Annotated in this window: 24 protein-coding genes; 12 read left to right on the top strand and 12 right to left on the bottom strand. The window is 70.7% G+C overall.

Features of this window, described 5'->3' with window-relative positions:
* Nucleotides 1-214: 214 nt before the first annotated feature.
* Nucleotides 215-1,744, bottom strand: a complete 1,530-nt coding sequence (locus ACIBIW_RS34030) for a peptide MFS transporter (protein ID WP_399341968.1) — start codon at nucleotides 1,742-1,744, stop codon at nucleotides 215-217.
* 151 nt (nucleotides 1,745-1,895) lie between these two features.
* Here ACIBIW_RS34030 and ACIBIW_RS34025 point away from each other — a divergent pair, with 151 nt between their 5' ends.
* Nucleotides 1,896-2,573, top strand: coding sequence for a response regulator transcription factor (locus ACIBIW_RS34025; RefSeq protein ID WP_399341966.1), 678 nt, complete (start codon nucleotides 1,896-1,898; stop codon nucleotides 2,571-2,573).
* Nucleotides 2,574-2,693: 120 nt separating this feature from the next.
* Nucleotides 2,694-3,962 (top strand): ATP-binding protein, encoded by a 1,269-nt coding sequence (locus tag ACIBIW_RS34020; RefSeq protein WP_399341964.1) that lies wholly within the window; start codon nucleotides 2,694-2,696, stop codon nucleotides 3,960-3,962.
* 52 nt (nucleotides 3,963-4,014) lie between these two features.
* Here the strand turns inward: ACIBIW_RS34020 and ACIBIW_RS34015 are convergent, their stop codons facing one another.
* Nucleotides 4,015-4,647 (bottom strand): GtrA family protein, encoded by a 633-nt coding sequence (locus tag ACIBIW_RS34015; RefSeq protein WP_399341962.1) that lies wholly within the window; start codon nucleotides 4,645-4,647, stop codon nucleotides 4,015-4,017.
* Between the two features lie 167 nt (nucleotides 4,648-4,814).
* Between ACIBIW_RS34015 and ACIBIW_RS34010 the strand changes: the two genes are divergently transcribed.
* From ACIBIW_RS34010 to ACIBIW_RS34000, 3 genes are read left to right on the top strand one after another with little or no spacing between them, the layout of a single operon-like run.
* Nucleotides 4,815-5,954 (top strand): 5-(carboxyamino)imidazole ribonucleotide synthase, encoded by a 1,140-nt coding sequence (locus ACIBIW_RS34010; protein WP_399341960.1) that lies wholly within the window; start codon nucleotides 4,815-4,817, stop codon nucleotides 5,952-5,954.
* On the top strand, nucleotides 5,951-6,529 hold the full coding sequence (gene purE, locus ACIBIW_RS34005; protein WP_399341958.1) for a 5-(carboxyamino)imidazole ribonucleotide mutase: 579 nt from the start codon (nucleotides 5,951-5,953) through the stop codon (nucleotides 6,527-6,529). The genes ACIBIW_RS34010 and purE overlap by 4 nt, the downstream gene beginning before the upstream one ends.
* Complete coding sequence (locus ACIBIW_RS34000) at nucleotides 6,526-7,743, top strand: dipeptidase (RefSeq protein ID WP_399341955.1); 1,218 nt, start codon at nucleotides 6,526-6,528, stop codon at nucleotides 7,741-7,743. Before purE ends, ACIBIW_RS34000 begins: the two co-directional genes overlap by 4 nt.
* 18 nt (nucleotides 7,744-7,761) lie before the next feature.
* On the opposite strand, the gene ACIBIW_RS33995 is transcribed toward ACIBIW_RS34000, so the two are convergent.
* Complete coding sequence (locus ACIBIW_RS33995; RefSeq protein WP_399341953.1) at nucleotides 7,762-8,535, bottom strand: HAD family hydrolase; 774 nt, start codon at nucleotides 8,533-8,535, stop codon at nucleotides 7,762-7,764.
* Between the two features lie 488 nt (nucleotides 8,536-9,023).
* On the opposite strand from ACIBIW_RS33995, the gene ACIBIW_RS33990 reads away from it, so the two are divergent.
* Nucleotides 9,024-9,974 carry an aldo/keto reductase gene (locus ACIBIW_RS33990; RefSeq protein ID WP_399341951.1) on the top strand — a complete coding sequence of 317 codons (951 nt, stop codon included), beginning with the start codon at nucleotides 9,024-9,026 and terminating at the stop codon, nucleotides 9,972-9,974.
* Nucleotides 9,975-10,163: 189 nt separating this feature from the next.
* Nucleotides 10,164-10,811, top strand: coding sequence for an NAD(P)-dependent oxidoreductase (locus tag ACIBIW_RS33985; RefSeq protein WP_399341950.1), 648 nt, complete (start codon nucleotides 10,164-10,166; stop codon nucleotides 10,809-10,811).
* 55 nt (nucleotides 10,812-10,866) lie between these two features.
* Here ACIBIW_RS33985 and ACIBIW_RS33980 read toward each other — a convergent pair whose 3' ends face one another.
* The 5 genes from ACIBIW_RS33980 to ACIBIW_RS33960 all read right to left on the bottom strand — a co-directional run bounded on the left by ACIBIW_RS33980 (nucleotide 10,867) and on the right by ACIBIW_RS33960 (nucleotide 14,145).
* Complete coding sequence (locus ACIBIW_RS33980) at nucleotides 10,867-11,049, bottom strand: DUF397 domain-containing protein (RefSeq protein ID WP_399342031.1); 183 nt, start codon at nucleotides 11,047-11,049, stop codon at nucleotides 10,867-10,869.
* Nucleotides 11,050-11,052: 3 nt separating this feature from the next.
* Nucleotides 11,053-11,619, bottom strand: a complete 567-nt coding sequence (locus tag ACIBIW_RS33975) for a GNAT family N-acetyltransferase (RefSeq protein WP_399341948.1) — start codon at nucleotides 11,617-11,619, stop codon at nucleotides 11,053-11,055.
* Complete coding sequence (locus tag ACIBIW_RS33970) at nucleotides 11,616-12,110, bottom strand: lasso peptide biosynthesis B2 protein (protein ID WP_399342029.1); 495 nt, start codon at nucleotides 12,108-12,110, stop codon at nucleotides 11,616-11,618. Before ACIBIW_RS33970 ends, ACIBIW_RS33975 begins: the two co-directional genes overlap by 4 nt.
* Before the next feature lie 125 nt (nucleotides 12,111-12,235).
* A complete protein-coding gene (locus ACIBIW_RS33965) occupies nucleotides 12,236-13,921 on the bottom strand; it encodes an albusnodin/ikarugamycin family macrolactam cyclase (RefSeq protein WP_399341945.1) in 1,686 nt (561 codons plus the stop codon).
* A gap of 74 nt (nucleotides 13,922-13,995) precedes the next feature.
* A complete protein-coding gene (locus ACIBIW_RS33960; protein ID WP_399341943.1) occupies nucleotides 13,996-14,145 on the bottom strand; it encodes an albusnodin family lasso peptide in 150 nt (49 codons plus the stop codon).
* A gap of 105 nt (nucleotides 14,146-14,250) precedes the next feature.
* Here ACIBIW_RS33960 and ACIBIW_RS33955 point away from each other — a divergent pair, with 105 nt between their 5' ends.
* A complete protein-coding gene (locus ACIBIW_RS33955; RefSeq protein WP_399341941.1) occupies nucleotides 14,251-14,394 on the top strand; it encodes a hypothetical protein in 144 nt (47 codons plus the stop codon).
* Nucleotides 14,395-14,544: 150 nt separating this feature from the next.
* On the opposite strand, the gene ACIBIW_RS33950 is transcribed toward ACIBIW_RS33955, so the two are convergent.
* The 3 genes from ACIBIW_RS33950 to ACIBIW_RS33940 all read right to left on the bottom strand — a co-directional run bounded on the left by ACIBIW_RS33950 (nucleotide 14,545) and on the right by ACIBIW_RS33940 (nucleotide 15,890).
* On the bottom strand, nucleotides 14,545-14,760 hold the full coding sequence (locus ACIBIW_RS33950; protein ID WP_399341938.1) for a DUF397 domain-containing protein: 216 nt from the start codon (nucleotides 14,758-14,760) through the stop codon (nucleotides 14,545-14,547).
* 84 nt (nucleotides 14,761-14,844) lie between these two features.
* Complete coding sequence (locus tag ACIBIW_RS33945; RefSeq protein WP_399341937.1) at nucleotides 14,845-15,054, bottom strand: DUF397 domain-containing protein; 210 nt, start codon at nucleotides 15,052-15,054, stop codon at nucleotides 14,845-14,847.
* Nucleotides 15,051-15,890, bottom strand: a complete 840-nt coding sequence (locus ACIBIW_RS33940) for a Scr1 family TA system antitoxin-like transcriptional regulator (protein ID WP_399341935.1) — start codon at nucleotides 15,888-15,890, stop codon at nucleotides 15,051-15,053. Before ACIBIW_RS33940 ends, ACIBIW_RS33945 begins: the two co-directional genes overlap by 4 nt.
* Nucleotides 15,891-16,207: 317 nt before the next feature.
* Here ACIBIW_RS33940 and ACIBIW_RS33935 point away from each other — a divergent pair, with 317 nt between their 5' ends.
* The 4 genes from ACIBIW_RS33935 to ACIBIW_RS33920 all read left to right on the top strand — a co-directional run bounded on the left by ACIBIW_RS33935 (nucleotide 16,208) and on the right by ACIBIW_RS33920 (nucleotide 18,761).
* Nucleotides 16,208-16,450 (top strand): hypothetical protein, encoded by a 243-nt coding sequence (locus ACIBIW_RS33935; RefSeq protein WP_399341933.1) that lies wholly within the window; start codon nucleotides 16,208-16,210, stop codon nucleotides 16,448-16,450.
* The gene (locus ACIBIW_RS33930) at nucleotides 16,447-16,674 is read left to right on the top strand and encodes a hypothetical protein (RefSeq protein ID WP_399341932.1); all 228 of its coding nucleotides are present in this window, start codon (nucleotides 16,447-16,449) and stop codon (nucleotides 16,672-16,674) included. Before ACIBIW_RS33935 ends, ACIBIW_RS33930 begins: the two co-directional genes overlap by 4 nt.
* Before the next feature lie 33 nt (nucleotides 16,675-16,707).
* Nucleotides 16,708-17,109, top strand: coding sequence for a hypothetical protein (locus ACIBIW_RS33925; RefSeq protein ID WP_399341930.1), 402 nt, complete (start codon nucleotides 16,708-16,710; stop codon nucleotides 17,107-17,109).
* A gap of 179 nt (nucleotides 17,110-17,288) precedes the next feature.
* Nucleotides 17,289-18,761 carry a polysaccharide pyruvyl transferase family protein gene (locus ACIBIW_RS33920; RefSeq protein ID WP_399341928.1) on the top strand — a complete coding sequence of 491 codons (1,473 nt, stop codon included), beginning with the start codon at nucleotides 17,289-17,291 and terminating at the stop codon, nucleotides 18,759-18,761.
* Nucleotides 18,762-18,887: 126 nt separating this feature from the next.
* Here ACIBIW_RS33920 and ACIBIW_RS33915 read toward each other — a convergent pair whose 3' ends face one another.
* Complete coding sequence (locus ACIBIW_RS33915; RefSeq protein WP_399341926.1) at nucleotides 18,888-19,472, bottom strand: hypothetical protein; 585 nt, start codon at nucleotides 19,470-19,472, stop codon at nucleotides 18,888-18,890.
* Nucleotides 19,473-19,522 lie beyond the last annotated feature (50 nt).

Genomic DNA, 19,522 nt, shown 5'->3' with positions numbered 1-19,522 from the left:
CGGGGTTTCTACCCGCCGCGGGGGCCCCCCGTGGTGGGGGGGTGCGTGCGGCCCCGGCGTGTTGGGGGGGGGGGGTGGGGGGGGGGGCCCGGGGGGCGGGCCCCCCCCCCCCCCCCCCGCCCGCCACCCCGCGCGCCGCGTGTGCCTCACCACGCCGCCCCGGTACCGCACCCCCGCGCGCGCCCGCCCGGCCACCGCGCCCACCCGCGCCCCCTCACGCCGCCTCCCCCATCAGCCCCCGCACCCGGGTCCGCGACGCGAACACCCCCGCGGCCGCCACCGCCGCCAGCGTGGCCTGCGCCGCCACCGCGGCCGTGCTGTCGAGGCCGACGCCCGCCAGCGAGAGCAGCCCCGTGACGCAGTCGCCCGCGGTGGTGGCGAGGAACCAGACGCCCATCATCTGCGAGGCGTACTTCGCCGGGGCCATCTTCGTCGTCACCGAGAGGCCCACGGGCGACAGGCACAGCTCCCCCACCGTCTGCAGCAGGTAGATCCCCACCAGCCAGAGCGGCCCCGCCCTGCCGCCGCCCGCCGTCATCCCGAGCGGCAGCAGGAACAGGAAGAACGAAAGACCCACGAGGCCCAGCCCCGACGCGAACTTCACCGCCGTGTCGGGCTCCGCGCCCCGCCGCGCCAGATACAGCCAGAGCCACGCGAACACCGGCGCCAGCGCCATGATCAGCACCGGGTTCACCGACTGGAACCAGGACGCGGGGAAGCGGAAGCCGAACACCGAGGTGTCCGTCCTGCCGTCCGCGAAGATCGCCAGCGTGGAACCGCCCTGGTCGTAGATCATCCAGAAGAGCGCGGCCGCCACGAAGAACCACAGATACCCGGAGAGCCTCGCCTGCTCGGCGTCCGTCAGCGCCGGATCGCGCCTGATCCGCACCAGCACCGCGGCCGGGATCAGCAGCCCCGCCAGCGTGATCGGCACAAGCGCCCACGTCAGCGTGTACAGGCCGGCCGCCACCACGGCCCCGTAGAACACGGCCGCCGCCACCAGCCACAGCCCCGCCGTGCGCAGCACCGCCCCCCGCTCCCGCCCCGACAGGGGCCGCGGCACCCGGGCCGACTCCGCCGCCAGATGCCGGGTCCCCAGCAGGAACTGCACAAGCCCGAGCCCCATCCCCACCGCCGCCAGCGCGAACCCCACATGCCACCCCACCCGCTGCCCCACCGTGCCGATCGCCAGCGGCGCCGCGAAGGCACCGAGGTTGATGCCCATGTAGAAGACGGTGAAGCCGCCGTCCCTGCGCGGATCGTCAGGACCGCGGTAGAGCTGGCCGACCATCGTCGAGATGTTGGCCTTCAGCAGCCCTGAGCCGGCCGCGACCAGCGCGAGCCCCGTGAAGAACGCCGCCTCGCCCGGCACCGCGAGCGTCAGATGGCCCGCCACCACCACCGAGGCGGCGACCGTCACCGCCCTGCGCGGCCCCCACACCCGGTCCCCGAACCAGCCGCCCGGCATCGCCAGCAGGTACACGAGCGCCAGATACACCGAGTAGACGGCCGTCGCCGCCCCGGTGCCGAGACCGAGCCCCCCGCCCCGCGCGCCCCCCGACGCGCCGGGACCCCCCGAGATCAGGTACAGCGGCAGCAGCGCCCGCATCCCGTAGAAGCTGAACCGCTCCCACATCTCCGTGAGGAACAGGGTGGCGAGGCCGCGGGGATGGCCGAAGAAGGTCCCCCCGCCGCCCGGGCCCCCGGGCGCGCCCAGCGGGGCCGCCGTCGGTGCTGACGCCATGGTTCGGTCCTCGCGGGTCTCGGTCGCAAGCAGGGAAGATAACGGTACGGGATCGCCCGTACCCGTTACGTGACGACGGCCGCGCGCATGGCGGCCCGCGAGGGGCCGAGGGCGCCGCTGGCCCACCGCCGCGCGGACTACCATCACCACCATGACCCGTGTACTGCTCGCCGAGGACGACGCGTCCATCTCGGAGCCGCTGGCCCGTGCCCTGCGGAGGGAGGGTTACGAGGTCGAAGTCCGCGAGGACGGCCCCACCGCGCTGGACGCGGGCATGCAGGGCGGCGTCGACCTCGTGGTACTCGACCTGGGTCTGCCCGGCATGGACGGCCTTGAGGTGGCCCGCAGGCTGCGGGCCGAGGGGCACGCGGTGCCCATCCTGATCCTGACCGCGCGCGCCGACGAGGTCGACACCGTCGTCGGGCTCGACGCGGGCGCCGACGACTACGTCACCAAGCCGTTCCGCCTCGCCGAACTCCTCGCCCGGGTCAGGGCACTGCTGCGCCGCGGCGCCGCCGAACCCCAGCAGGCCCCCGCCACCCACGGCGTACGCATCGACGTCGAGTCCCACCGCGCCTGGATGGGCGAGGAGGAACTCCAGCTCACCGCCAAGGAGTTCGACCTGCTGCGGGTCCTCGTCAGGGACGCGGGACGCGTCGTCACCCGCGACCAGCTCATGCGCGAGGTCTGGGACACCACCTGGTGGTCCTCCACCAAGACCCTCGACATGCACATCTCCTGGCTGCGCAAGAAACTCGGCGACGACGCCGCCAACCCCCGCTACATCGCCACCGTCCGCGGCGTCGGCTTCCGCTTCGAGAAGAGCTGACAGGACCCGCCCCGCGGCCCGGCGCGACACCGCGGACCACGCGCCCCCGGCGGCGGCGGGCGGCCCCCGGAGGGTGCGGCACACTGGGCGGGTGCCTGCCCAGACCGTCCGGAGGACGCCGTGCGCCGCCGACTGATCAACTCCACACTGGCCGTCGTGCTGGTCGTGATCGCCGTCTTCGGCGTCTCACTGGTCATCGTGGAGACCCGGACGATCACCAACAGCGCCCGCGAACGGGTCGAGTCCGAGGCGGTACGCCTCGGCAGCATCGTCGACAGCAGACTCCTCAGCGACGAGCAGATCACCGGCGACATCATCAAGGACCAGCTCGCCCAGCGCTACGCCGTCATCCGCATCCCGGGCCGCGGCCCCATCGAGGTCGGCACCCGCCCCGACGGCGACGTCATCAGGGCCACCGCGCGCGGCGAGCGCGGCGAGACGGTCACCGTCGAGGAGCCCCGCTCCACCGTCACCCGCGAAGTCGGCCGCACCCTGCTGATCATCGGCCTCGTCGCCCTCCTCGCCATCGTCGCCGCCGTACTGCTCGCCGTGCGCCAGGCCAACCGGCTCACCTCCCCCCTCACCGACCTCGCCGAGACCGCGGAACGCCTCGGCTCGGGCGACTCACGCCCCCGCCACAAGCGCTACGCCGTCCCCGAACTCGACCGCGTCGCGGACGTCCTCGACAGCTCCGCGGAGCGCATCGGACGCATGCTCACCGCCGAGCGCCGCCTCGCCGCCGACGCCTCCCACCAGCTCCGCACCCCCCTCACCGCCCTCTCGATGCGGCTTGAGGAGATCACCGTCACCGACGACCTGGACACCGTGAAGGAAGAGGCCACCGTCGCCCTCACCCAGGTGGAACGGCTCACGGACGTCGTCGAGCGGCTGCTCACCAACTCCCGCGACCCCCGCAGCGGCAACGCCGTCACCTTCGACCTCGACGAGGTCATCGTCCAGCAGATGGAGGAGTGGCGCCCCGCCTACCGCAGCGCGGGCCGCGCCCTGGTCTGCTCGGGCAAGCGGCACCTCCAGGCGGTCGGCACCCCGGGCGCCGTCGCCCAGGTGCTCGCCGCACTGATCGAGAACTCCCTGATGCACGGCGGCGGCACCGTGGCCCTGCGCACCCGCGTCACCGGCAACCAGGCCGTCATCGAGGTCACCGACGAGGGCCCGGGCGTACCGCCCGACCTCGGCGCGCGGATCTTCGAGCGCACCATCAGCGGCCACAACTCCACCGGCATCGGGCTCGCCGTCGCCCGCGACCTCGCCGAGGCGGACGGCGGCCGCCTCGAAATGCTCCAGACGAAGCCGCCCGTCTTCGGCCTCTTCCTCTCCAGGACCCAGGGCAGGGGCCCCCAGGACGACCAGGAACCCACCGTCCGCTGAACCGCAGGCCCCGGCCCGCCACCGGCCTGCGACGGCCTGGGCTCCGACGGCCTCAGCCCGGGCCGCCCCCGGCCCCCCGCGCCGCCGCCCGCGCCCCGCCCGCGGCCCCGCGGCCCTCACCGCCTCGCGCACCCTGCCCCGTACCACCCGCCGCGACCGCCGCCCCCTGCGCCCCACGCGCGGGCAGCGTCCTGAACACCCATGTCCGGTACGACCAGAAACGGAACAGGGTCGCGATACCGATCCCCAGGAACTTGAACACGTTGCTCTGCAACGGACCGTCCCAGCCGAAGCCGTACGTCGCCGCGTACAGCACCCCGTTCTCGATGACCAGCCCCACCACGCTGAACAGCAGGAACAACGTCATCTCCCGGGTGCGCCCGCCCTTGTCGCGGTCCCGGTACGCGAAGTGGCGCAGCCCGATGTAGTTGAACACGATCGCCACCACCGTGGCGATCACGCTCGCCCGCACCACCTGTAGGTCGGTGACGCCCCTGACCAGGTTGAACACCAGCAGGTTCACCAGCAGCCCGACCGCACCCACCACACCGAACTTGGCGATCTCCGAGAACAGCCGCGCAAGCCCCCCGCGCAGCGAGCCACTCCCCGGCCCCGTGGCGGCCGGGGAAGGAGGGGGAGCGCTGTCCGCGAGGCCGCCGTGGCGCCCCGTGCCGCCTTGGTCCATGTGTCCGCCCAGCCCCCGTCGGTCGGTGCCCGGGGCCGGTCGTGCCCCGGGCGGCGCGCGCATCCGGGGGCCGGGGGCGCGGGGCGACGCGCGCCGGACGGATGCGCCGCCCGGTCCATGCTAAACGCCCCCTCGGGGCCCGGCACGGCGGCCGATACCCTGGGAGCGTGACGTTCCCGGTAGTCGGCATGGTCGGAGGAGGACAGCTCGCCCGCATGACCCATGCGGCGGGCATCCCGCTCGGCATCAGATTCAAGCTTCTCAGCGACAGCGCGGAGGACTCCGCCGCCCAGGTCGCGGGCGAGGTGGTCGTGGGCGACTACCGCGACCTCGACACCCTGCGCGCCTTCGCGCGCGGCTGCGACGTGGTCACCTTCGATCACGAACACGTACCCGAGGCGCATCTGCGCGCCCTGGAGGCCGACGGCGTCGCGGTGCGCCCGGGACCCGACGCGCTGCGCCACGCCCAGGACAAGGGCGTGATGCGGGCCAGGCTCGACGCGATGGGAGCGCCGAGCCCCCGCCACCGCCTCGTCGCCGACCAGGACGACGTCGCCGCGTTCGCCGCCGAGGGCGACGGCTTCCCCGTCGTCGTCAAGACCGTGCGCGGCGGCTACGACGGCAAGGGCGTCTGGGTCGTGGACCGCGCCGACGAGGCCGCCCTTGCCTTCAGGGCCGGGGTCCCCGTACTGGCCGAGGAGAAGGTCCCCTTCGTACGCGAACTCGCGGCGAACGTCGTCCGCTCCCCCCATGGCCAGGCCGTCGCCTACCCGGTCGTCGAGTCCCAGCAGGTCGCGGGCGTCTGCGACACCGTGATCGCCCCCGCGCCCGGCCTCGACGAGTCCCTCGCCCTCGCCGCGGAGGAGCTGGCCCTCACCATCGCCGGGGAACTCGGCGTCGTCGGACACCTCGCCGTGGAGCTGTTCGAGACCGCCGACGGCCGCGTCCTCGTCAACGAACTCGCCATGCGCCCGCACAACTCCGGCCACTGGACCCAGGACGGCGCCACCACCTCCCAGTTCGCCAACCACCTGCGGGCCGTGCTCGACCTCCCGCTCGGCGACCCACGCGCCCGCGCCCCGTGGACGGTGATGTGCAACGTCCTCGGCGGTGACTACCCCGACATGTACGGGGCCTACCTGCACTGCATGGCCCGGGACCCCGCACTGAAGATCCACATGTACGGCAAGGACGTGAAACCCGGCCGCAAGGTGGGCCACGTCAACACCTACGGCGACGACCTCGACGACGTGCTCGCACGCGCCCGTCACGCCGCCGGCTACCTACGAGGGACGATCACCGAATGAGCAGCAGCGCGGACAGCGACGCCACCGCGGGAGCCGCCCGGGCGTCCGCCCCCGCCGTCGGCATCGTCATGGGCTCCGACTCCGACTGGCCCGTGATGGAGGCGGCGGCCCTCGCGCTCGGCGAGTTCGGCGTCCCCCACGAGGCCGACGTCGTCTCCGCGCACCGCATGCCGCACGAGATGATCGCCTACGGCGAGCACGCCGCGGAGCGCGGCCTCAAGGTGATCGTCGCGGGCGCCGGAGGCGCCGCCCACCTGCCCGGCATGCTCGCCTCCGTCACCCCCCTCCCCGTCATCGGCGTCCCCGTGCCGCTCAAGCACCTCGACGGCATGGACTCCCTGCTCTCCATCGTGCAGATGCCCGCGGGGGTCCCGGTCGCCACCGTCTCGGTCGGCGGCGCCCGCAACGCCGGGCTGCTCGCGGTACGCATCCTCGCCGCCTCCGACCCGGCACTGCGGGAGCGGATGCTGGAGTTCCAGGGCGAACTGCGGGAACAGGCCGCGGAGAAGGGCCGCAGACTGCGCGCCAAGGCGGGCGGCAACGGCGGCGGCTTCGGCTTCGGAGGCGGCCGGTGACCACCGCGGAAGCCGAGGCGCTGCTCCACGAGTTCCCCGTCGTCGACGGCCACAACGACCTGCCGTGGGCGCTGCGCCAGCAGGTGGCGTACGACCTCGCCGCCCGCGACATCGCCGAGGACCAGAGCGCCCACCTGCACACCGACCTGGCCAGGCTGCGCGCGGGCGGCGTCGGCGCCCAGTTCTGGTCCGTGTACGTACGCACCGACCTGCCGGGCGACGCCGCGGTCACCGCCACACTTGAGCAGATCGACTGCGTGCACCGGCTGATCGAGCGCTACCCCGACCGCCTCGCCCGCGCGACCACCGCCGCCGACATGGAACGCGCCCGCCAGGAGGGCCGGGTGGCCTCGCTGATGGGCGCGGAGGGCGGCCACTCCATCAACAACTCGCTCGCCGTGCTGCGGACGTTCGCCGCGCTCGGCGTGCGCTATATGACGCTGACCCACAACGACAACACCGCGTGGGCCGACTCCGCCACGGACGAACCGGGCGTCGGCGGCCTCTCGCCGTTCGGCCGCGTCGTGGTACGGGAGATGAACCGCGCCGGGATGCTCGTCGACCTGTCGCATGTGGCGGCGACGACGATGCGCGACGCACTCGACGCGACGGCCGCGCCGGTCGTGTTCTCGCACTCGTCCTCGCGCGCCCTCTGCACCCACCCGAGGAACGTGCCCGACGACGTCCTGGAACGCCTCGCCGATAACGGCGGTGTGGCGATGGCCACGTTCGTCCCGAAGTTCGTGCTCCAGGCGGCGGTGGACTGGACGGCGGCGGCCGAGGCCGCCCTCGTCGCGGAGGGCTTCTACCACCTTGACCACACCCCGCGGGCGATGGCGGTACTCGCCGCGTTCGAGGCGGAACACCCGCGCCCCGAAGCCACCGTGGCCACGGTGGCCGACCACCTCGACCACATGCGGGACGTGGCGGGCGTCGACCACATCGGCATCGGCGGCGACTTCGACGGCACCGCGCACACCCCGCGGGGCCTCGACGACGTCTCCGGCTATCCGCGCCTGATCGCGGAACTCTCCGACCGCGGCTGGTCCCGCACCGACCTCGCCAAGCTGACGTGGCGCAACGCGGTACGGGTGGTGGCCGCCGCGGAGGATGTCTCCCGCGACCTGCGAGCCCGCACCGAGCCGTCGAACGCGACGCTTGAGGGTGTGGACGGGGCCGGGGGAGGGAGCCCGAGCCTCCCCCAGGGCGCCTAGAGCCTTCTCCCACGGAGGTCAGGTCCCGTCCCACGCCGTTCCGGGCACCCGTGTTCTGGCCCAGGTCAGCAGCTCGGGTGCGTGGAGTGAGGATACCCACAAGTCGGGCTGGTTGTCACTCTCTGTGACCGGGGCGGGGTGGGGGCCGACTCCGAGTACGCGTAGTCCGGCGCGGCGGGCCGAGCCCACGCCGGTCAGGGAGTCCTCGACGGCGAGTGCGCGGTGCGGGCGTACCCCGCACAGCAGGGCGGCACGGGAGTAGACGTCGGGCCATGGTTTCGGCAGCACGGTGTCGGGTGGGGCGTGCCCGTTGGAAGTGGCGTGTGTGCAGGCCCCGTTGCTCCCGGCCGGGGGCGCGGAGGGCACGACGACGTGCCGGAAGTGTCTCAGCAGCCCGGCTCCCTCCAGGCTCTGCTTGACCACGTCGAGCGGGCAGTTGCTGGCCACCGCCAGCGGCAGCCGTCCGGAGAGCGTGCGGACGAATTCGGCGGCGCCCGGCATGGTCACCGGGTCGTCCTCGACGAGCTTCATGAACTGGTCGAGGAGTGCGGTGGTCAGGTCGGCGGTGAGTTCGGGTTTGTGGACCGCCTGCGCCATGAGGCGCCCGCAGTCGGCGTAGTGCATGCCCTTGGCCTGTTCCGCGAACCGCGGTGGCGCGTGCAGTCCGAAGGTGCGGAAGGCCCGTTGCCGGGCTTCCTGCCAGTGGCGTTCGGTGTCCATGAGGGTGCCGTCGCAGTCGAAGACGACGGCTTCGGGGGACCAGTCGAGCAGGGGGTGGGCCGGAGCGGTCACAGTGGCCTCCTGAGAGGTCAGGCGTCACGCGGGGCGTGAGCGCGATCGCATGCGTAAAAGCGTGCATTCCTGATCTTCTGCGGCAAAAGTGAGCATCGTGGTTGCTACGGTATTTTTGCTGCGGGAAGTCACGCAATACCGCATAAGGTGCTCGACTCGACGCTGACCAGGGTGTATGGACCCCTCAGCCGCGGCGGCCGGACGCATGGCGGCACGGAGGGGCAACGCGACGGCGCGGGAGAGCAGTTGGGAGGCACCGAAGCCCCCTCCCGGCACACGGACACCGCCCCCGCGGACTCCCCGCCCGAACACCGAAACCGCGCCCGATCGACCCCGTTAACACCCGCCCGCGTTCATTCTCGAAAGAAATGCGCAATTCCCGAGCAAGTGGGGGCGGAACGGCCCCGCCCCGGCAGGACCACTCCCGTTCACGCCACCCCCCAAGGCCAGTTGACCGAAGCCCCGCACAACGGGTGTCTAATGAAACGATGTTTGATCACAAGAACTTGAGCGGATCAGATCTCTCCGTCGCGCCGCTGTGTCTGGGCGGCAACGTGTTCGGCTGGACCGCCGACCGGGAGCAGTCGTTCGCCGTGCTCGACGCCTACGCCGCCGCGGGCGGCAACTTCGTCGACACCGCGGACTCGTACATGCAGTACTTCCCCGGGAACCACGCCGGCCAGTCCGAGAGCATCATCGGCGAGTGGCTGGCCGCGCGCGGCAACCGCGACCGCGTCGTCGTCGCCACAAAGGTCGGCGACCACCCGGAGCGCAAGGGCCTGGACCCCGCCAACATCAGGGCCGCGGCCGAGGACTCGCTGCGGCGTCTCGGCACCGACCATATCGACCTGTACTACGTCCACTTCGACGACGAGTCGGTGCCGGTGGAGGACGTCGTGACGACGCTCGACGAACTGGTGCGCGCCGGAAAGGTACGGGCCCTCGGCGCGTCCAACGTCGGCCCGGCACGCCTCGACGCCATGCTGCGGTTCGCGCACCGCGAGGGCCTGGCGCGCTACCAGGTGCTCCAGCCCCAGTACAACCTCGTCTCCCGGGACACCTACGAGGGCGAGCGCCGGGACATCGTCCAGCGGGAGGGGATGGCCTGTGTCCCCTACTTCGCCCTCGCCTCGGGATTTCTGACCGGCAAATACCGGCCCGGCCGCACCGTGGACTCCGTGCGCGACATGCCAGGGCTGGCAGGCGGCTACGCCGGCAGCGAGCGCGGCACCGCGGTCCTCGCCGCCATGGAGGAGATCGCGTCCGCGCACGGCGCCGAGCTGGCCACCGTCGCCCTCGCCTGGCTGGCCCAGCAGCCCACGGTGGCCGCACCGATCGCCTCCGCACGCGCGGTGGACCAGGTCCCGGCCCTCGTCGCCCTGGAGAACCTGCGCCTGTCCGACACGGAACTTGAGGCCCTGAACACCGCCTCCGCCTGACGCCCGCCCGAGCCCCGACACCGGGCAGCCCCCACCCCTCGCGGCCCGCGGCGCCGTACCCCGGCCCGCGAGCCCCCGGGGCGGGGGGTGGTTACCGCAAAGTGCCTTCTTCCGGTCGGAGAGCAACGTTCATACGGTGAGTGCGGCGCGTCGTCCGACGCCTCCTCACCCCCGTGGAAAGGCACCCCCGTGTCCCGCATCACCGTCATCGGCGGCACCGGCTACGCAGGCTCGGCCATCGTCGCGGAGGCCGCCGCCCGCGGCCACCAGGTCACCGCGTTCAGCCGCGCGCTCCCCGCCGAGCCCGTCCCGGGCGCCACCTACGTCCAGGGCGACGCCACCGACGAGGCGGCGCTCAAGGCCGCCGTCGCGGGCGCGGACGCGGTCGTGGCCGCGCTCGCCCCGCGCGGCCCGCTCGCCGCCGCCTTCCGCGACGTCAACCGCACCCTCGCGCGCCTCGCCGCCGCCGCGGGCGCCCGCCTGTACGTCGTCGGCGGCTACTCCTCGCTGCGCCCCGCCCCCGGGGCCGCCCGCTTCGTCACCGACCTCAGCGCCGTCCCCGCGGAGCTGCACGACGAGATCCTCGCCGGGGCCGCCCTCGTCATGGAGGACCTGCCGGCCGCGCCCGCGACCCTCGACTGGGTCTTCGTCAGCCCGCCCCTCGGGTTCGGCGCGCACATGCCGGGCGAACGCCTCGGCCACTACCGCCTCGGCGACGAGGTCGCGGTCGCCCCCGAGGACGGCGGCGCGATCTCCGCCCCCGACTACGCCCTCGGCCTCGTCGACCTCCTGGAAAAGGGCGACCACCACAGAACCCAGGTAAACCTCGCCAACTGAGCCCACGCCACCCACCATTCCGGCGATACGGCTCCGCGTGGGTGCGGCCTGCCGGTTACTCCGTCCCGAGCATGCCTGTCCGCACGGCGTGTAGGAAGGTCGCGAATGCCTCGGCCGTAACGGACAGTTGCGCGCCGTTGTGGCTTGTCCTCTTGGAGTCGCGGAGGGGGACGGTGCCGTGCGAGGCGACGAGGTTGGTGGCGACCTCTACGGAGGCGCCGCCGTCAGCACGGGCGATGCTTCAGTCAGCGGCGTGCGAGGCCACCCGGGACGTGCCTGGAAAGTCCTCGGGCAGGGCGTCCATCAAGAGTTCGTCCACCGGCTGGCCAAGCCAGTACCCGGCCTTACGGAGACGGCCGGCTTGCCGGAAGCCCGCCTTCTCGTAGGCAGCGATGCCCGCCCGGTTCGGCTCCAGTACCTTGAGCCAGACGCCGCGCAGTGCTGCCAGGTTGAACGCCCAGTCGAGTGTCAAGGTCGTCGCCTCGGCGGCGTAGCCCTTCCCACGCTCCTCGGGGGCGAGAAGGACGATGTACTCGGCTCGCTGTACGGCTTGGTCGACATAGAGCACGGTCATGCCGACGGCCCGTTCGTCTCCGAGTCGTACGATTTCGAACGAACGGCGCATCTCGCTGCGAGCTTGGGCGTCCCAGCCGGCGGCACGGGCCTCCCAGGACGTCGGCATCTGGGTGCCGTACCCGAGGATGGTCCCGGGGTGATTCTCCCAGCGGTGGTACTCGGGCAGGAGGTCGTGTCGAGGCAGGCCCAGGGCGAGCCTGTCGCCGCGTAGAAGGATATGAGGCTGGCTCACAGGGTCGCTCCTCTCGGACCCCGGCGAGGTGGTCCGGGGCTGTCCGGTGTGCAAATCGTGGTGTACAGGGTGGTCTCGGGCGGCTCTTCGATCGGCTGCCCCTCGTGGTCAGCTATCCACGCGTGCAGACGTATGGGGTCCAGAGCGATGCCGTGGCGCCACTCGGCGCGACGCCCGAGCCCGACGAGCAGCGCTGCTGCGGCTGTCGACTGTTCCAGGCATCCCCAACGGGCAGGGAAGGCACGGGAAGCCCACCGGATCGCACGCACCGCGTATTCGGCTTGGCTGTGTGTAGCCGGTTTGAGGCCCCGACCGTAGCAGCCGAGACGGACCAGCCGTGCAAAGCGTCTTCGCCGCGTACCCACGAGACGAACAGTCGCTGTCACCAGCAACGCCGGGAGCGCGGCCACTCGCCACGCCACCGGAACCGTGCCGACGAGCGGCAGGACAGCCGGCGTCTCGATCGCGCCCCAGGACGGTCCCGACGACATGAGCCGAACAAATGGCTCAGGTGGGGGTGTCGATACTGAGGGGCGCAGCGAGGTGACACCGGTCCGATAGTCGAGGGTGATGGTCGCGCCATAGTCAGTGATCACGGTCACCACGCGTTGCGTCTTCACGCAGCGAACTCCGCCCGGTCGTGCCACACCGGGGCGGGAGTTCGTTCGACTGCGGCGAGCCACAGTTCCGCGTTCAGAGTGGGAAGTAGAGCCGGCCACGCCGTTTCAGCGCCGAGCGAGGCCGTGTGTATAGCTGTGCGCAGCGGACTGGGGGCAACCAGGCCGAGCGCGGCGAGGCGCCCGTCAGCGAGTTCGAGCGTGCGGGCAAGGTTCGCGCGCAGCCCACGGTGGAACTCGCCGACGAAGACTCCTTTGGTACTGCGGTCCCGGACCTTGGGCGGCAGCAATGAGCCGACCGCATCAACGAGGAGAGGCTTATACCGCGTGGTGGAACAGCGCTGCCACGGCGGCACAGAGACAACGGCGTCCAGGACACGGCCGTCGAGGTAGGGATTGTGGAGTTCGATCCCAAGCGCTTCGGCAAGCTGTCGTTCGGTGTGTGCCGAGCGTGCCACGTAACGCATTTCCCCCAAGAGCGCCGCGTCCGCCGCTCCCAGAGCACCGTTCTCGGCAAGCTCGCCGGAGACGCGGACCGTCATCCACGGCGGGCAACTCCCACCCCCGCCCGCGAGCGCGTAACGGTCATGACGGATCGCTGCTCTCACCAGATGCCAAGGGCTCACGCGCCGCGCAAGCGCCCATGACTGAGCGTCTACAAGCAGCCGGCCCCACCTCCGAGCACGAACAAGGTCGGACAGATGAGCCGGGGGAGGACGGAACAGCGTGTCGCCGCCGTCTCCCGTCAGATGGCTGTCGATACCGAGGCGAACGAGATGGCGCAACTGCGCGGAGAGCCGTGACCAGGTGACCGAGGACGGCGCCGGCTCGTCGGTTGCGGGTAACTCCGCCTCGGCCGTGCCGAACGGTAGATGTCTCTCGTCCAGTGGGAAGAGTATGTGGCGCAGTCCCGGTAGCGCCTCGGCAAGCGCGCGAGCGTTGGCCACGTCACTGCCCCCGGGCGACTCGGCAGGATGCACCGTCATCCCCGTGACCGGCCCGACGCGGGAGGCGAAGAGCGCGAGAGTACTGGAGTCCATACCTGCAACATCACAGGACGTGGCGACGCCGGCCGCGCGTGCCCGCACTCCTTCGGTAAGTGCGTCACGCACCAGTGAGGCGGCCTCGTCGTATGGCCGATGGCCGACGGTCCACCAGGCGGACGTACGAGCTTGGTTTCCCTTCATGACCAGGCGGTGACCCGCTGGAACCAGATCGACGCCCACCCACGCGCTTTGTCCAGCCGCTTGCTGCTGGGCCTCGAACAGGTAAGAGGCGAGCCAGTCAGTATTGACCCGTCCTCCCTTCAGGCTGGCGATCGCCCGTGAACTTGATCCCCACACCACCCCGTCAACCATGGGCACCGTGTACACGGGGCAGGCTCCGCCCCCGTCCGTGATCACTTCAACCGTGTCGGCAGTACGAGCGCGCACGACCGTGAACGACCCTGCCCAGACATGTCCGAAGGCGGAGAGGTCCGGGCAGGTCAGCGCCCGGAGAAGGGCGGCCTCGTCCGCCGAGCACCATCCGAAGACGGCCAGCCGCCCCTCTTCGTTGCCTGCGGTCCGAACGGTGGATTCTGGCCACGCTCCTACCGTCCACAACGGCGGATCATTCCAGATCAAGCGGGCTCCTGCCGGGATGATCGTGCGTCCGCCAGGCGCGCATCCTCCGAACCACTTCATGCCGTGTCCTCCCCGGACGGCTCAGGACACCAAGCGGCGCCGCTGCCCATCCTGGGAAGCGGCGCCGCACTTCATCACCCGTACTGATAGCGCTTGTCTTCGGTGCTGCTGCCGCTGCCACCCCGTGTCAGGGTGGCAGCGTCGCCCAGCTCGATCACTGCGGGCGGTGCGTTCTCGTCTTCGCGTTCCGTCCCCGTTGTCGTGGTCTCAACCGGCCGTGCCATGTGTATCCCTCCCCTCAATGAATCGAAGGAGTACAACGGCCGCCTTTGCACCGTGAAGCTTCGAACGTCAGTACGCAAGAGCGAAATCCGCCCTGTCCCTTCGCGTTGCATCTGGCGTACGGACAGGGCGAGAACAGCCCCTTACCGCAGAGCGGCACCTTCGAACTCGCCGTGCCCGGGGTCGAGTGCCACTACGAGGAACGCGACGGGCGGCGCACGGCCTGTCTTGTGCACGCCGACGGCTCGTAGGCGCGTGCGTCGGCGACGTGGACCGACGCGCCGACGGTGGCAGCCGCGTGCGCATCACACCCGACGGCGTCTGCCACGGCTGACCCGCGACCACCTGCCGCCCCGTTGCACATTCCAGCGATACGGCTTCGCGTGGGTGCGGCCTGTCTGTTACTTCGTCCCGGGCATGCCCGTTCGCACGGCGTGTATGAAGGTCGCGAATGCCTCGGCCGTAACGGACAGTTGTGCGCCGTCGTGGTTTGTCCTCTTGGAGTCGCGGACGGGGACGGTGCCGTGTGAGGCGGCGAGGTTTGTGGCGATCTCGACGCAGTCGCCGCCGTTGTTGCTGTAGGAGGACGTGAACCAGTGGGGGGATGTCGGCGTCATGGCGCTTCCTTCCGGGTTCGTCGGGGAACGGCCGACCCCGCCGCCCGCTGGACGTGGGGCGACGGGGTCGGTGGTGCGCTGCGCTCAGTTGGTGCCCATCGTGCCCGTCTTGACGCCGTCCACGAAAGACGAGAACGCGTCGGCGCCGAGGTTGAGGACCGGGCCGCTCGTGTTCTTGGAGTCGCGGACGGGGACGGTGTCGCGCGAGGCGACGAGGTTGGCGGCGACCTCGACGCAGGTGCCGCCGTTGTTGCTGTACGAGGACTTGAACCAACGGGGGGTTTCGGTCGTCACTGGATGCCCTTTCGCAACTTCTGGATCATGGCCACCGACGCCGCTTGTGACAGCGCCTCGCCCTGTAGTTGATGGTAGGCCGTCAGCATGGGCACCACCGATGTGCTCTCCCGGTCCAGGTGTCCTTGGGCCTGAGACTCGGCGTAGCAGATCACAGACCGGTCCGCCAGGGTCAGGAGATTGATCGGGCGATCGAGTGTGCGGCGTTCCCCCATCTCGAACGGTGCCACTTGCAAGAGGCTGTTTGGCTGTTCGGCGAACTCGATCAGCCGCTCCAACTGGGCGTCCATGACCTCCCCACCGCCGATGATCCAGCGGATGCAGCTCTCGTCCATGGTGACGAACAGCATGGGTGGTCGCACTCGCACTAGCGCTGCTTGTCGCTCTGCAAGGAACGCAACACGCTCGTCTGCCTGTTCCTGGGTGATGGCGCCTCGCCGTGCAGCGCTGTCTGCCAACACCCTTGCGTACTCAGGAGTTTGCAGAAGTCCAGGGATGATCCCGGTGTCGTAGACGCGGATTTCAACCGCCCGACCCTCGTGCCCCACATACTCCGGAAACCCCTCCAGAAGCGACCCGGTCCGGATCTCCCGCCACTGGCGCTCGAAGGTGTCTACCGTTCCCTCTGTTCCGAACGCCAAGTCAAGACTGCGCGAGAAACGAAGAGTAGGCATCTTACGCGCAGTTTCCACCGCGGAGATGTGTGTGGCCGAGTAGCCGGTGTGTTCGGCCAGGTCCTCCTGCTTCCAGCCACGCGTCTCACGTGAGCGGCGTACGCGTGCCCCGTAGGCCGCCTGGGGACTGCTCTCTGGGTCTAATTCTTTGAGGTTGACCATTTCCTCTCCCAACTTTTCAGGTCAGCTTTCGCAGGTTGAACGGGTTCAAGCTCTAGGTCACCCTAAGTGCCCCGGTAGTGGTGTCGCTACGGAGAGGAGCGAGCCTTGTCCCGGAAGCACACTGCCATTGCTCGTGAGAGCGCCGCGGAATCGCCTCCGCCGTGCGTCCTCGAAGAACAGAACGAATCGACGCCGTTAGAGGTTTTGGTCGAACGGGCCCTGAAATTGGGCCGGGAGATCGAGGCCCATCTCAGAACGCTGGACGAGCGGTGAGCCGCGCGGGCGCCAACGGCGCGCGGGGCGGCGGGAGTTACCGCGTGCACGCGGCCGGTTTCACGCATCCGGGGCAGGTCGCTCCCGGCATGGCGGTCTTCTGCTCGGAGCGTGGCATGCCCGGTGTGGTGACGGCCACCGACGGGGTGCACGTGGAGGTCATGCGGCCCACGGGGCTGGTGTGGCGGGTGCGTTACTGGCGGCTGCGCCCGGCGACGTCCTGGGAGCGGCGGCAGCTCATAGCCATCGCCGCGCTCCACAGGAAGAGCCGAAGGAGGATTCCGTGAAGGACGGCAGGCGGTCGGCGGGGGTCATGGGCGTGGACCCGGTGGACCCGGTGGGCACGGTCGGCGAGGACGTGATGACGGTGCACGAGCTGCGCTGGCGGCGTGATCGCCATGGGGCGCTGTTCCTGTGGCCGAAGTGCGGTGCGGGGCGGCGGGGCGAGCTGGTCACGGAGTGGCTGCGGCCCGTCAACTGCGCCGACTGCAAGGCCCTCAGGGGCACGTAGCGGGCCGGGGACGTGAGAGAGGAGGAGGGTGTGATGTTGCAGTGCACGGCTCTGCGGCGGCTGCCCGTACCGGAGACGCTGCTGCGCGCGGGCGCGGCGGGTGACCCGCCGGAGGACCCGGTCTGGTGCGCCAACGGCTACGCCGCCTGCGAGCTGGGCGCGGGGCATGAAGGGGAGCACGCCGACCACCTGTGGGACGTGCCGGGTCCCTACGCGGCGGTGTGGTTCCTGTGGAACGACGGTGACGGCGGCCACCGGTTCGCGACGCTGCGCTGGTGCACCGCCGTACCGCACGGGGGCCACGGCTGCGAGCTGTACGCCGGGCATCCCCCCGGGCACTCGTGGGCGGTCGTGGACCCCACCCACGAGGCGCTGACGGCGGACATAGCGGCCCATCCCGAACGGTGGGGGCTGCCGCCGCACGAGCCGGGGTGAGCCGCGCGCGCTCCCGGGCGCCGGGGGCGTGAACTGGCACGGGACGGAGCGGGGACGGGGCGCGGGCGGAAGTTCCGCGAACCGTCTCTCCCGTTTCGTTCAAGTGTGCGTCAGCGGTCGTTAAACTCCGCGAAGCCGTCACGCCACGCTCACACCGCCGGGAAGGCCGAGAGATACCGATGAAGCGCATATTGATGCGTTCGGGCAAGAGCCCGTTCGACGTCGTGACCCACGAGGAGTACATCCACCGTGACCTCCTCGGCACCAACACCGGCAACCTGCTCTTCAGCGACTCCGTGCACAAGCTGCTGACCCTCCCCGGCACCGAGGTCGTGTCGAACGGCATCAGGACGGACACGTCGGCCGAGCGGGCCGCGCGGATCAACGAGGAGTACGACGCCTTCGTCATCCCGCTGGCCAACGCCTTCAGGACCGACTGGAAGAAGTCCCTCGACCGGCTCTCCGCGCTCGTCGAGCAGCTCACCATTCCCGTCGTGGTGATCGGCGTCGGCGCCCAGGTCGGCGAGGACTACGCGACCGAGACGCTGCGGCCCATCGAGGAGTCGGTGAAACGCTTCGTCCGGGCGGTGCTGGAGAGATCCGCCACCATCGGCGTGCGCGGCGAGCTGACCGCGTCGTATCTGAAGGGGCTCGGCTTCGACGCCGTCGACATCATCGGCTGCCCGTCGATGTTCCTGCACGGCGACACCTTCCCGGCCCCGCGCGAGCCGGGCGACTTCGGGCCCGGCTCCCGTATCGCGCTGAACCTGTCGCCCGACGCGCTGCCGGTCGGCGACGTCGCGGGCCTCGCACGGCACGCGCACGAGCGCTTCCCGCACCTCATGTACTACGCGCAGAACCTCGTGGACGCCGAACTCCTCTTCTGGGGCGACACGTCGGAGGCCGAGGGGCGCCATGACCCGTTCCCGCTCCAGATGACGCACCCCCTGTTCGCCGAGGACAAGGTGCGGGTCCCCGTCGACCCGGCGACCTGGCTCGCCGAACTCGCGGGCTACGACTTCGCGTACGGCACCCGTATCCACGGCAACATCGCCGCACTGCTCGCCGGCACCCCCGCCGTCATGCTCGCCCACGACTCGCGCACCCTCGAACTCTGCCGCTACTTCGGCATCCCGTACCGGCTGCTGAGCGAGACCCCGGCGGACATCCCGCCGGAGAAGCTGTACGAGCAGGCCGATTACCGGGAGTTGACGGGCGGGCACCGGGAGCGCTTCGCGCGCATGGTCGCCTTCCTCGACCGCAACGGGCTGCGCAACACGTACACGCACGGCGACCGCGGCGCCGCCTTCGACGCCCGCGTCGCCGCGCTCGACCTGCCGCCGTCCATCGGGGCGTGGGACGGTTCGGACGACGGCGCGATGCGCTACCGGATCAGCAGGCTGCGCGCGCGGATCGCCGCGAACGCCGAGAAGACCGCCGCCGCCAACCGCAAGATCACCGGCCTCACCAAGCGGCTCACGGACGCGGAGAAGAAGAACACCGCCCTGACCGCCCGCCTGACGTCCCTGGAAAAACAACTCGCGGCCGTCACCGACCGGGTGACAAAGACGGAGAAGCGCGTGACAGGAATCGACAAGCGCGTGATGGTCCGCCTGGGCCCGGCCCTCAGAAGACGCCTGCGACGGGGCTGACCCCCTGAGCCACCCGCCTCCCGGCCCGGCACTCTCGCCCTCGACGCCGCCGACCCGGCCGGCTCGCGCTTCCCGGCTGCGGGCGGCGGGAATGTCACGGCGAGCGGCCGGGGTGTCCGCCTTTGTCTACCGGCCGTGGCTCCTCTTTTTGGTGCCATGCCCGCGGGTTCTCGGGTCATGGCGACGGCTGGATGAGGGCCCTCCCGGGTCGTGTGAATTATCGGTGGGCGGATTACCGCGTACGGGCCCGGCAAGCGCCTCCCGTTTTTCCATCTCCCGCTGCCTGTCCTGCGCGGCCAGGATGTTGTTTCTCACCACTTCCACGTACCTTTTCTGCACTTCATCGTGGCGGCGCATGCTTTTCTCGTGGGAGCGGGCGGCCCGCACTGTTTTGTCCAGGGCGTCGACGTACTGCGTATGGACCTGCTGTACGTCCGCGAGGGACACTCCCCCCTGGTTATAGGCCTCCCGCCACTCGCTGTCGCTCTGACGCAGGGCATCGGAGGCGCTTTTCGCTGTCCCATATTCTTGGCCGGTGCTCCATTCCTCTGCGGAAGCCCGGCGGAGTTGGTCGTTATTCAGGTAGTTGAAGAGCTGGCCCATCTCCGCCATATCGGCAACATTGTCCTCCTGCCACCCCTCGACGCGGCCCATGTCGGATTCTATGCTTTCCAGCTTCCGCTCTAGCTCTGCGGCGCGTTGTGACGCCATTTCACCCCTCCTGACCGGATGAGCTTCCGAGTATTACGCAAGCTGTAACG

It is taken from the genome of Streptomyces sp. NPDC050560 (assembly GCF_044457285.1).
In the GTDB taxonomy this organism is placed as follows: domain Bacteria; phylum Actinomycetota; class Actinomycetes; order Streptomycetales; family Streptomycetaceae; genus Streptomyces.
The sequence above is the reverse complement of the archived record's forward strand: the minus strand, read 5'-3'. Positions and strand labels throughout refer to the sequence as shown.

Bases quoted from the DNA above. Each gene is read 5' to 3' on its own strand.
- ACIBIW_RS34030 (WP_399341968.1), bottom strand. From the start codon at position 1,744: ATGGCGTCAGCACCGACGGCGGCCCCGCTGGGCGCGCCCGGGGGCCCG.
- ACIBIW_RS34025 (WP_399341966.1), top strand. From the start codon at position 1,896: ATGACCCGTGTACTGCTCGCCGAGGACGACGCGTCCATCTCGGAGCCG.
- ACIBIW_RS34015 (WP_399341962.1), bottom strand. From the start codon at position 4,647: ATGGACCAAGGCGGCACGGGGCGCCACGGCGGCCTCGCGGACAGCGCT.
- purE (WP_399341958.1), top strand. From the start codon at position 5,951: ATGAGCAGCAGCGCGGACAGCGACGCCACCGCGGGAGCCGCCCGGGCG.
- ACIBIW_RS33990 (WP_399341951.1), top strand. From the start codon at position 9,024: ATGTTTGATCACAAGAACTTGAGCGGATCAGATCTCTCCGTCGCGCCG.
- ACIBIW_RS33970 (WP_399342029.1), bottom strand. From the start codon at position 12,110: ATGTCGTCGGGACCGTCCTGGGGCGCGATCGAGACGCCGGCTGTCCTG.
- ACIBIW_RS33965 (WP_399341945.1), bottom strand. From the start codon at position 13,921: ATGAAGTGGTTCGGAGGATGCGCGCCTGGCGGACGCACGATCATCCCG.
- ACIBIW_RS33960 (WP_399341943.1), bottom strand. From the start codon at position 14,145: ATGGCACGGCCGGTTGAGACCACGACAACGGGGACGGAACGCGAAGAC.
- ACIBIW_RS33950 (WP_399341938.1), bottom strand. From the start codon at position 14,760: ATGACGCCGACATCCCCCCACTGGTTCACGTCCTCCTACAGCAACAAC.
- ACIBIW_RS33940 (WP_399341935.1), bottom strand. From the start codon at position 15,890: ATGGTCAACCTCAAAGAATTAGACCCAGAGAGCAGTCCCCAGGCGGCC.
- ACIBIW_RS33925 (WP_399341930.1), top strand. From the start codon at position 16,708: ATGTTGCAGTGCACGGCTCTGCGGCGGCTGCCCGTACCGGAGACGCTG.
- ACIBIW_RS33920 (WP_399341928.1), top strand. From the start codon at position 17,289: ATGAAGCGCATATTGATGCGTTCGGGCAAGAGCCCGTTCGACGTCGTG.
- ACIBIW_RS33915 (WP_399341926.1), bottom strand. From the start codon at position 19,472: ATGGCGTCACAACGCGCCGCAGAGCTAGAGCGGAAGCTGGAAAGCATA.